This is a genomic window from Poriferisphaera corsica, assembly GCF_007747445.1.
In the GTDB taxonomy this organism is placed as follows: domain Bacteria; phylum Planctomycetota; class Phycisphaerae; order Phycisphaerales; family Phycisphaeraceae; genus Poriferisphaera; species Poriferisphaera corsica.
This window is the reverse complement of sequence record NZ_CP036425.1, coordinates 2,028,735-2,040,571: the sequence shown is the minus strand read 5'-3', so window position 1 is coordinate 2,040,571 and position 11,837 is coordinate 2,028,735. Positions and strand designations below refer to the sequence as shown.

General features: G+C 49.2%; 9 protein-coding genes. 5 read left to right on the top strand and 4 right to left on the bottom strand.

Annotated elements, in window-relative coordinates:
• Positions 1–458 precede the first annotated feature (458 nt).
• The 3 genes from gyrA (at position 459) to KS4_RS08270 (ending at position 4,530) form a co-directional block, all read left to right on the top strand.
• Positions 459–3,125: a DNA gyrase subunit A gene (gene gyrA, locus KS4_RS08280; RefSeq protein ID WP_145076934.1), complete on the top strand. Its 2,667-nt coding sequence runs from the start codon at positions 459–461 to the stop codon at positions 3,123–3,125.
• A 141-nt stretch (positions 3,126–3,266) separates the two neighbouring features.
• Positions 3,267–3,608, top strand: coding sequence for an STAS domain-containing protein (locus KS4_RS08275; protein ID WP_145076932.1), 342 nt, complete (start codon positions 3,267–3,269; stop codon positions 3,606–3,608).
• Between the two features lie 310 nt (positions 3,609–3,918).
• Positions 3,919–4,530, top strand: a complete 612-nt coding sequence (locus tag KS4_RS08270) for a PEP-CTERM sorting domain-containing protein (protein WP_145076930.1) — start codon at positions 3,919–3,921, stop codon at positions 4,528–4,530.
• 96 nt (positions 4,531–4,626) lie between these two features.
• On the opposite strand, the gene rplI is transcribed toward KS4_RS08270, so the two are convergent.
• From rplI to KS4_RS17575, 4 genes are all read right to left on the bottom strand, one after another.
• Positions 4,627–5,142, bottom strand: a complete 516-nt coding sequence (gene rplI / locus KS4_RS08265; RefSeq protein ID WP_145076928.1) for a 50S ribosomal protein L9 — start codon at positions 5,140–5,142, stop codon at positions 4,627–4,629.
• Positions 5,143–5,284: 142 nt separating this feature from the next.
• Entirely contained in the window at positions 5,285–5,833 is a 549-nt protein-coding gene (locus KS4_RS08260; RefSeq protein ID WP_145076926.1) for a single-stranded DNA-binding protein, read from the bottom strand.
• Positions 5,834–5,981: 148 nt separating this feature from the next.
• On the bottom strand, positions 5,982–6,440 hold the full coding sequence (gene rpsF, locus KS4_RS08255) for a 30S ribosomal protein S6 (protein WP_145076924.1): 459 nt from the start codon (positions 6,438–6,440) through the stop codon (positions 5,982–5,984).
• A gap of 257 nt (positions 6,441–6,697) precedes the next feature.
• Positions 6,698–7,891 (bottom strand): lipoyl synthase, encoded by a 1,194-nt coding sequence (locus KS4_RS17575; protein WP_200761711.1) that lies wholly within the window; start codon positions 7,889–7,891, stop codon positions 6,698–6,700.
• An 807-nt stretch (positions 7,892–8,698) separates the two neighbouring features.
• Here KS4_RS17575 and KS4_RS08245 point away from each other — a divergent pair.
• Positions 8,699–9,565, top strand: coding sequence for a hypothetical protein (locus KS4_RS08245; protein ID WP_145076923.1), 867 nt, complete (start codon positions 8,699–8,701; stop codon positions 9,563–9,565).
• A gap of 195 nt (positions 9,566–9,760) precedes the next feature.
• Positions 9,761–11,767: a methyl-accepting chemotaxis protein gene (locus tag KS4_RS08240; RefSeq protein WP_200761710.1), complete on the top strand. Its 2,007-nt coding sequence runs from the start codon at positions 9,761–9,763 to the stop codon at positions 11,765–11,767.
• Positions 11,768–11,837 lie beyond the last annotated feature (70 nt).

Sequence of the window (11,837 nt, the reverse complement as noted above, 5' to 3'; positions counted from 1 at the left end):
GTGTGCCGCATCACCATCTGACTCAATATGTTGTCGTTCTCAGCAAACCGAATTTTGTGTGGCATTCGCGAAATACCCCAATGTAATCTCGAATTTCCAATTACCCTCTATCTAGCCGCGTATTCATCTCTTCAACGTCACATCTAACAATTCATTCAATCCAGATCGAATCCCGTATCAAAGCCGCCAGCCATATTGCTGTGTCGATCGATACTGCAATTGATGACTTTTGATTGCCCGTAGAAACCTCTTTTCACACTCCCTCTTTCACCACCTTCTCAACCCCATCCGGCAAGCATCGTAAATACTTTGTATAAATACACTTAAATACCATCCATTTACTGAACCGAACCCAAGCAGGCCAACGTCATTTCCGGTATAATAGATGGTCTATATCAGTGGGAATGGGGCTGGACAAAGACCGAGTATCGCACCAGCGAGAACCTTGAGACAATACAATGGCTGATGAAAATAAACCTGAAGATTTGAGCGACAACAATCAAAACCCTGACGCACCAGAAAACCAGGACACTGGCAGTGCTATCGGCGGTTACGATGTTGACCTGCCCATCGAACAAGAACTCGCTGAAAGCTATCTCACCTACGCCATGAGCACGATCGTCGATCGCGCCCTCCCAGACGTCCGTGACGGCCTCAAACCTTCCCAACGCCGCATCCTCGTTGCAATGAATGACCTCAATCTCACCCCTGGCCGAAAGCACTCCAAGTGCGCCGGTATCGTGGGCGAGACCATGAAAAAATATCACCCACATGGTGACGGCGCCATCTACCCAACCCTCGTCAACATGGGCCAGGAATGGAAAACCCGTGGCCTACTCATCGACAAGCAAGGCAACTTCGGCTCCATCGACCCAGACCCACCAGCCGCCATGCGTTACACCGAGGCCCGTCTTCACCGCCATGCGGTCGAAATGCTCGAAGACCTCAAACTCGACACCGTCGATTGGCAACCCAACTTCGACGAGCAGTACGACGAACCACGCGTCCTTCCCGCCAAATTCCCCAACCTCCTCGTCAATGGCTCCACCGGTATCGCCGTCGGCATGGCCTCCTCCATGCCTCCCCATAACCTCAGCGAAATTTGTGATGGCATCATCGCCTATATTGAAAATCACGACATCACACTCCAAGAACTTCTTCAAATCATCCCCGGCCCAGACTTCCCGACTGGCGGTATCATCTGCGGCCGAGCCGGTATCGCACAAGCCTACGCCACTGGTCGTGGCCGCGTCACCGTCCGAGCCAAGATCCACCACGAAGAAAAGAAAAACGGCCGCGATGTTCTCGTCGTCACCGAAATCCCATATCAAGTTTCCAAAAACAACGGCATCGTCGACAAAATTGTCCAACTCCGTAAGAACGACAAACTCACCGACATCGCCAACATTGTTGACGAATCTTCCAACCGTGGCGGCATGCGTGTTGTCATCGATCTCAAACGCGGCGGCGACCCGCACACCGTTGAAAACCAGCTCTACCAAATGACACCGCTCCAGAGCACCTTCTCTATCATCAACATCGCACTCGTACGCGGCCGCCCTGAAACCCTCGGACTCAAGCAACTCATCAGCCTTTTTGTCGAACACCGCATCGTCGTCATCCGTAGACGCACCGCCTACCGCCTCAGGCAAGCTCAACAAGAAGCGCACCGCATCGAAGGCCTCATCTACGCCGTCTGCGACATCGACGAAGTCATCAAACTCATCCGCTCTTCACGCACACGCGACGAAGCCATCGAAAAGCTGATGTTACGCGGCTTCCGCATCCCGACCGACCACCCTGCCGCACCAACGATCCCCGATCGTTTCCTCTCACAATCTGCAGATAACGACGTCATCCTCACCAAGGTCCAAGCCGAAGCCATCGGCCGGCTCCAACTCATCCAACTCGTCGGACTCGAAATCGAAACGCTTGTCAAAAACTACTCAAAACTCCTTGAGCAAATTGAAGACTACGAAGATATCCTCGGCTCGCACACGCGCGTTCTCTCCATCGTCAAAGACGATACACTCGAACTCAAAAACAAGTACGGCGACATCCGCCGCACCGAAATCCAAGAAGGTGAAGTCGGCGAACTCGACCTCGCCGCTCTCACCCCAGTCGAGCAAGTCGTCGTCACCATCACACATGCTGGCTACGTCAAGCGACTCCCCGTTGAACAGTACAAGCAGCAAGGACGGGGCGGCAAAGGCGTCATTGGAGCCAAATCAAAGGACGACGATTTCAGCGAACAAGTATTCGTTGCCTCAACCCACGACGACCTTCTCTGCTTCACCAACACAGGCCGCGTCTTCAAGATCAAAGTCTTTGAAATCCCCGAAGCACCACGCACCACACGAGGCCGAGCAATCATCAACATGCTCAACCTCCAGCCCAACGAACGCATCCGTGAGTTCATGCCGATCAGCGATTTTGAAAAATCCGAAGACTTTCTACTCTTTGCCACCAAGCTTGGTCGCGTAAAGCGCACCGCCCTCAAAGAATACCGCAACGTCCACTCTGGCGGCCTCATCGCCGTCAACCTCCGAGATGGCGACTCCCTCATCGGCGTCACCTGGACCAGCGGCGAAGACCACGTCCTCCTGGGCACCCAAAACGGTATGTCCATCCGCTTTAATGAAAATGACGCACGACTCATGGGCCGAACCGCCTCTGGCGTCAAAGGCATCGACCTCAAGTCTGGCGATGAAGTCGTCGGCCTCATCAAAGTTCCTAAAGATTGCGAAGCTGAATTACTCACCGTCACCGAGAACGGCTACGGCAAACGTACCGACACATCTGAATACCTCGTCCAAGCCGCTGATGGCCCCAAACCTCAAGGCCGCGGCGGTAAAGGCCGCCGAGACATCGTCGTCAATGCAAGAAACGGCAACGTTGTCTCCCTGCAACTCGTCTCCGAGGAAGATGACCTGATGCTCATCACGCGTGAAGGCATGATTGTCCGGATTAACGCTGGCACAATCCGAAAAACCGCTCGCAATACGCAAGGCGTCCGAGTTGTCAATGTCAAAGCAGATGATCAACTCATCTCCATCGCACGTATCGCCGAGTCTGACGAGGATGATGCCGACGATACAGACAGCACCGAATCCACTGCTGAATAAGCATTAAACCTAACAAAAAATAGACACCTAAGACAGGCCGCACACGCAGCCTGTCTTTTTTTATATCTCAACTAGAGAACAAGGCGATACGTGTATAGCCTTGCAGTGATTCAACACAACTTCAACCCCACAAGGTTCAGCATGCCCATTCAACATTGGTCTGACACAATCTGGATACTTGCTCTCGAAGATGACCCCGATTTCACTGAAGAGGTGCAATCCCTACAAGTCGAACTCACCCGTCTGATAAAGCTACCGAACCTTATTATTGACCTATCAGAACTCACCACGATCAACAGTTCGAATCTTTCACTTCTCCTTAGGCTCCGTAAACAACTTATTGACGCAGACGCCAAACTCCGCGTCGTTTCCCCCATTGACGCCATCTGGGCTGTCATGATCAGCACCAGCCTCGACAAGGTTTTCAACTTCACCGAAAACAGTGCCCTCGCACTCGCCGAGTTGCAACTTCTCGAACAGTAACACCTTTTCATCCCCCTCCTTTCTGTAATCGCTTACATCAATACACGGTCACACATCCCACTCAATCTGCCCAAATTCTCATCTCGACGAATCACAATATCATATAAATATCTGATTTTTATAACTATATATGATATTACGATTGACTTTCCTCGCGATCATACTATTTTAAATATATTAATGTAACCGCTTTCATTTGCATGCGTCTAGGCAGAGAACTTTTTAATAACTGATCTATCACTAATTTCAGCTTTCGAACGTTTCTACTTTTTCTCCTACTATTTTTTTCAAATCTTCATGGAGGCTCAGAATGTTATCTATCAAACCAATTATCACACACGCCATTTGTGCCGCCGCTCTACTAACCGCGCACTCAGCACAAGCCAGCAATCTATTTGTTAATGCAGGCTTCGAGGACGGAACTGATCCTTGGGTTCTTGTTGAATCTGAAGTTCAGCCTTGGGACGACAAGGCAAAAACCGGCACCAACACACTTTTCATCAAAACTTTCCTATCAAACACAAGCGCCTTCCAATCTGTCGATGTAACAGCTGGCTCCGGCTATCAGTTCGATGCCAACTTTCTTTTCGAAGATAGCACCGCAGATATCATTGGCCTGTCGGGCAAGCTCATCATCAATTGGCTCAACGACGACACGCTTCTTTCTTCAGATGAAGCAGCTATCGATTTCCCGGCCGCCGCAAACGTCTATAGCCTCTCTTCACTTTTAGCAGCGGCTCCCGATACAGCCAATAAAGCTGATGTCGGCTTTGTTTTCACGCACCCTGGCGAGCAACTACCCGGCGGCGCCCTTTCTGTCTTCGGCGACGATTTCTCCTTCACCGCAGTCGAAATCCCAGAACCTGCCTCAATCGCACTGCTCAGCCTCGCCGGTCTGCTCACGCTTTCTCGTAAAAGATAAACCTCTCTAATCCACGCACCCATGCAAAAACCGCTCGGTAATCACCGAGCGGTTTTATTATCTATCTCAAAGTGAGACTTAGCCTAACAGCTTGCTTTACTCAGCATCTGCTTCAACTTCAGCCTCAACTTCAGCTTTTTCTTCAAGCTCTTCTGCTGGCTTGTCTGAAACAACCCATAGCTTGATATCAACCTTGAGATCCTTATCAATCACAACTGGGATTTCATAAGAATCCAAACGCTTGATCTGGTCGCCAATACGTACGTGACGATCTTCAATCTCAAAGCCCGCACCACGTAGCTCTTCAGCAATCTCATGCTGAGTCACACCACCATACAACACACCCTGCTCGTTGGCAGAACGCATCATCGTGATTTCATGACCATCAAGCTTACCAATGATACCTTCGTGTTTCTCACGAAGCGCCTTCATCTCTGCTTCAACTTCTGCCCGACGTGCAGACAAACGCTTGATCGCGCCTTCTGATGGAATCGTCGCCAGACCGCGAGGCACCAGGTAGTTACGAGCGTAACCAGCCTTCACCTTCACAACGTCTCCAACAATCCCGCAGTTTGCAACATTATCGAGCAGCAATAGTTCGATCTGTTTCATGTTGTCCTCTTTACTTTCTACAGTGCTCTCGCACTAACTTTGAGTTAGGCGCCTGCCTTAAGCCGACATCGGCCTCAGCGGTACACCAACATGGTTATCACGCCAGCCACAACATTTAATCGCAGCCAGCATCATCCATTCTCTAGAATGGAATATCATCATCATTGACATCAACAGCCGGAGCCGCACCACCACCGCCTCCGCCACCACCACCGTTAGATCCGCCTGAGTAACCCTGTGAAGGATTCTCATACTGCTGACCCTGCTGGCCATAACCGCCGCCGTCATTTCCGCCGCGGTTATACCCACCACCTCCACCACCGCCACCTCGGTTCCCGCCGCCGCCGTTATTATCCCGGCTGCCCAAGAACTCGAATTTCTCCATGATAATCTTGATCTTTGAACGGTTATTACCGTTCTGGTCTTGCCATTGATCAAGCTTCAAGCGACCTTCCACAAAAATCGGGCGGCCCTTGCTTATGTACTGATTCACGATCTCAGCCTGTTTACCAAAACCCTCAACATCAATAAAGGTCGTTTCTTCCTGCTTCTCATTCGTATTCTTGTTATACCAAGTACGATTGATCGCCAGCCCAAAATTCACAACCGGCATATTGCTGTTAGGCAAATAACGTAATTCAGGATCACGCGTCAGATTGCCCATCAGAAAGACTTTATTCAAATTCGGCATGGGATATTCTCCAAATCATTGTTTAGACCTGAGTACGTACGTTCTCTTTCCCACGATTACAGTGAAACTCAGATCTCGTTTCGCGTTCAATGTCATACACACAATTCTCATTGCATGCTATATATCAGGCTTCTATTCGCCGCTTAGATTACTCAGCAGCTTCTTCTTTTGCAGGCGCAGCTTCTACTTTCGCAGGAGCAACTTCTTCCTTCACTGGCACTGGTGCTGCTTCCGCGTCATCAGACGTCAGCTCTGCTTCAATAGCCGTAATGCTGCCAGACTCAATGAAGTTCTTCAATTCAACTTCACCAAGGTGTTCGCCACGTGTAAACATCACACGCACAACCTGCTCAGAAAGATTGCAGTCACGCTCGAGCTTAACAAGCTGTTGGCCTTCAGCCTTAAAGATCACCTGTACGTAAAGACCACGCTTCATATTGCCAATCGGGTATGCAAGCTTACGCTCGTCCCACTTGTGCATCGCAACAACATCAGCGCTTGCACGATCAAGCAAACCCTTGATGTGATCCATAGCGCCAGATAGATCTGCGCCAGCGGATTGTCCCATCAAGAAAAGGCCTTCGTAGAGGTAGTTTGTTTCAGACATCGTTCATATTCTCCAGCGGCTCGGTCGTCCCGTTTTTACAATTTCAGGGACCCTGGACAGGGAGGCCATGCGTACATACAGCCTGCTGCCGAGCGGCAAATTTGAGGGGGTAATGATATCAGCACTAAGCCTTTAGGGCAAAATCGCAACCACCCCGAAGCCATCATTTTGGCAAGCTGGGGAAAAGCAACCATTTGACGATTGCAGCCGTGCAAATCGAAAAGATCGACAATCGCAACCATCAACCAGAGCCGTACTTAGCTCAATTGCAAAACCTGATCATCAGCATGGTACGAAGAGCGGACCAATGGGCCGGATTCGACATGACGCACGCCTTGCATTTCGCCATAAGCCTTAAATGCGGCAAACTGCTCTGGCTTCACCCAGCGCGAAATAGGCAGGTGATTTCGGGTCGGTTGCAGATATTGACCAATGGTAAGAATGTCGCAAGTCTCGTGTACGCCGGGATATGTGGCGTTTGGATACGAAATATCTGCGATATGCTGCGTCATGTCTGGAGCTGGGGCAGGGCCCGAATGGTTCCAATACGGATTGGTATGCTCGATTAGCGAGGCACCACGCTTGGTGATGTTATCGCGGTGATCTTCGGGAGCGCCGATCCCTGAGATAGATCGCTCTAAACTAGCTCCTTCAGGGAAGTTACGGTTTGGGTTCGGTGGCTGTGCGTGGCCAGCAATATCGGTTTGTGGATTGCTTGTCCCGATACCTTTGATGCGGACACCCTCGACAAGATCGTTGATGAGTGTTTCCACTTCATGATCTTCCTCGCCGATACCGACCATGATGCCGGTCTTGACTGTAAGTCCTTGTACTTTAGCACGTTTGAGCAATTCGATTGACCGTTCATATGTCGCTTGCGGACGGACAACCGAGTAGAGGCGGGGGACGGTTTCGAGGTTGTGGTTGAGAATTTCAGGACGCTCATCGAGTACGAGTTGTAATGCATCCCAGTCACCACAGAAATCGGGGATGAGAACTTCAATCTGCGTTTCCGGGCTGTAACGACGGATTTCTCGGATCATTTCGGCCCAAATCTCAGCACCGCCGTCGGGCAGTTCATCGCGGTTCACGGAAGTAATGACAATGTGCTTGAGATTCATGAGTGCGGCGGCTTCGCCGACGCGTCGCGGTTCGTCAAGATCATAAACCGGGGGCCTGCCAGTCTTTATGTGGCAAAAGCCACAGGATCGGGTGCAGACATCGCCGAGAATCATCATGGTGGCGGTGCGGCGAGCCCAGCATTCACCCATATTTGGGCACATGGCGGATTCACAGACGGTGTTGAGTTTGTACTTATCGACGAGGGTGCGTGTATCAGCGTAACCCTTGCCGCCTGGGAGCTTTGCGCGAAGCCAATCGGGTTTTTTACGCTTGATAAATTCGGCGCCGCCGTTTTCTAGGATCTGACTGGAAAGATTAATGCTTTTCACAGTGATGTTGCTCTCTCAGTGTGTAAGTACAAATACATTCTGAACTTCCAAGTGTACAACTGCTACCCGAGGAAGTTATTCGTGTTGCCTTTGATATGGAAGTTTATCGACGAAAGTGGCTCGGGTAAATTGAAGGTCTGATGTGGGGAGAGGGAAACGGCATCGTCAATTGCCTGTATGCTCATCGATTCTGTGCGCACGAATTCTCGAATTCGGTGATTTACCCTTATAAAAACTGATCCAAAACGAATAAGTTTTGGGTCAAAAATCAGAAACTTTGGCAAGAAACAACCAAAGAATGGACAAGTATGGTGAGGTTTTGAGGCTGAAAAACGTGATTTTGCGCATCAACATTTTTTTTACCTAGGCAACTTTTGTTGCTATCGCATCAATTTCAGCTTTACTAAACATCTTTATGCTGAGGCAGCAATGTGTGATTTTCGACTAAGAATATCATTCGAACATGGCTTTTAGTATCAATTTAATACCGAATCAATGAGCCGCAGAAGCGATATTATCGGGGTTTCACTATGTAAAAATTATTAATACTGTTATGTGGAACCGAAAATGCGACGATAAAAGCTGGCGTAAGAGGTAGGGGAAATGCTTACACGTCTGTGTTCAACATCACGCGCAAAAAATATATGGGCAATGCGCGTTCATAATTCAACGTAGTGTAGATAAGAAATTACTATCTAACTAACTGTAAGTTAGACCGCTATATGACGGTCAGCTATCTCATTGTTCGGAGGCATAACGATGTATTTTTCATGTAAGAGTATTTTCAGGGCAATAGGGTTGGGGGTCATGATTACGGGTTTGATCGGGGACATCGATTTAAACGCACAGGATACAGAAGCCGCTATCAATACAGGTCGACTTCATGTGATGGCTGGTGCGAATACGGTGAGCGCGTATCACTTACGCGGCCTCATTTTTGAGGATGATGGTGTGATCCTGCAGCCATGGGCGGTGGCAAGCTTTAACGTATATCAAGGGAGCGAGGGCGATCGGGTTAAGGGGGTGAATATCAACTTGATGGGATGGGGAAGCATTCACGAGAAGCGGACGACGGCGAAGAATTCGCCGGAGAAGTTTTATGAGAATGATTATTTTGCTGGGGTGCAATTTGTGCTGGATGGCGGCTGGATGCTTGAAGGCGGCGTGCACACGATATGTTGGCCAAGTGGTACGCGTGATGCGGCGACGGAGTTGTATGGTAAATTTAACTATGACGATAGCGGATTATGGGAGGCATGGGGTGTTGAGATAGAAGGGTTTAATGGGTTGCAGCCATGGGGGATGTTAAGCATTGAAGTGGACAACACGTTTATGGGGATCCCGGGCAAAAGAAAGAGTGGGTTTGTCGATCTGGGTATCACACCAGGTTTTACATTGAGTGATAGCAAATCTATGCCGATGCGGTTGAATTTGCCGGTAACGATTGGGTTTGGTTTACGCGATTACTACGGAACGAATGATTCGAGTTTTGGTTTTGCAAAACTTGGGGTTTCGACAGACATGCCTTTGACGATGCTGCCGAAGTCGTATGGGAACTGGCAAGTTAATGCGGGCGTGGATTTTGTTTTGATTGGTGATTCGCCACGTAGTTACAACGATGGACATGACTCATTCAAACCGATAGGTGTAATTGGTTTTGCGATGAGTTATTGAGAATCGAAGATTTCTATTCGTGAGGTGGCCGGGCTGTTTGAGTCGCCTTTAAAAATATCGGGGATGGGAGTGTCGTAAGATTTACTGTTTCGGTGGGCTTTATTCGGAACAGGCAAGTCATATAAATTAGCTCAAGTACTTTAGATGACATTACTAATTTATCTAAATATCAGGGGTAGGATGGAGGCAAACATCATGCTGAAGAAAATGAATATCAAGAAGAAAATGATTCTGGGTTTTGCAGTTGTAATTGCAATGATTCTGGGGCTTGGCGGGTTGACCATATACGAGATGAACGGGATCTCACGTGAAGCACAGATCATGTCCAATATGACGATCCCGAAGATCAATATTGGCTCAGAAGCGGAGCGTACAACGCGGTTGATGCGATTCGAAACGATGAAGTACTCCTATAGTTTTGATGAACATGTGTTGGCGAAAGCGAAAGAATTAGCATCTACGATGCAGGCTTCAAACAAGAAGGGGCTTCAAATCGCGGAGGAAACAGGGGCAGAAGATCTGCGTGATGCGATCAATATCGCGGAAGACTTGTTGGTCGAATACATGCAGGGTATAGCCACGATTGAAGAAGGCGCGCAAAAATCTGCGGAAGATTCACAGGCAATGGGCGCATTGTATATGGCGTTTTTGGGAGGGTTGAACCAATACCTTGAGATGCAAGAGAGTGGGCTTCAAGATGACATCGCGTCGGGCAGTGTTGAGAAAGTACACGATCGGCATTTGAAAATTGTCGAAGCGAAAGAGATCGGGGCGTTGGGCGCATCTTGCAGAATTATCAATCTTGAAAGTATTGCGAATCGTGATCCGGAGCATATGAAACTGGGTCTCGAAACACTTGACGAGATTATGAAGCACATTGATCGGCTCCGGGATAATACGACGAAGAAGGAGAATCTTGAGTGTTTGAATAAAATGAGGAAGGCGGCGGTTGATTGCCGCGCTGCGGAATCTGGGATTATTGCAGCATGGAAATTGATCAATGATGGTTTAGCGATGTGTGTGAAGTCGGGTGTGAGTATCCAGGAATTGACTAGCGGCGCTCAAAGTAGTGGGCTGGCACAAGCAACAACCTTCTCAAAAGACTCGGTAAAAACAGTCCAATGGGCAAATACACTGAACATCATTGGTTTGATTGCGGCTTCAGTTATCGCGATGTTGATTGCGTTTGTTATTACGAGAGGCATTGTGAAGCCGATCGAATCGATTGTTGATCGGATTAAGGATATCGCACAGGGCGAGGGGGACTTAACGAAGCGCGTCGAGGTTGATTCTAAGGATGAGATTGGCGAACTGGCTAGATGGTTTAATACATTTGTAGAGAAGGTGAGAGGGATTGTTTCTGAGGTTTCTGATGCAACGGGTGATGTCGCAGCGACATCCACGGAGATTGCTGCGAGTGCTGAGGAAATGGCGCAGGGGATGCAGGAGCAGCGTGATCAGGTGACACAGGTTTCGACTGCTGTTGAAGAAATGAGCAGCAGCGTAATCGAGGTTGCTCAGAAGGCTGCGGATGCGAATCGATTGGCGGAGGAAGCGAATCGTACGGCAGATGAGGGCGGAAGTGTGGTACAGGATACGGTTCAGGGGATTAATGAAATCGCAACGGTTGTGAGCGAATCTTCGGTTGCTGTGGGGGAATTGCGTGAGCAAGGCGAGAAGATTGGGCAGATCGTTGAAGTGATTAATGACGTAGCAGATCAAACGAATTTATTGGCGCTGAACGCGGCCATTGAAGCGGCGAGGGCAGGGGAGCATGGCAGAGGATTTGCTGTTGTGGCAGATGAAGTGAGGAAGTTGGCTGACCGCACGACCAAGGCGACGGATGATATCAGCAATATGATTCAGACGATTCAGGAGGGTACGAACTCTGCTGTTGAACGGATGAATAGTGGTGATGAGATCGCAACGCGTGGTGTGGAATTAGCGCAACGTGCAGGGCAGTCATTGGATCAGATTGTTGAAGGCAGCGGCCAAGTAACGGCGATGGTGCAGAATATTGCGGCGGCGGCTGAAGAACAATCGGCGGCGTCCGAGCAAATCTCGAATAACATATCGAGTATTTCTGCAGTGATCCAGCAGAGCGCAGAGGGAGCGAATCAGGCGTCTCAAGCGGCTCTGACGCTGAGCGAGAAGAGTGAACGGCTTCAGAGTATTGTTGGGCAGTTCAAGATTTCTGCGTAAGTTTTATTTGCATCAGTGTTTGATGTATGCCATTAAAAAACCTCGCAGCGTGAAGCTGCGAGGTTTTGTG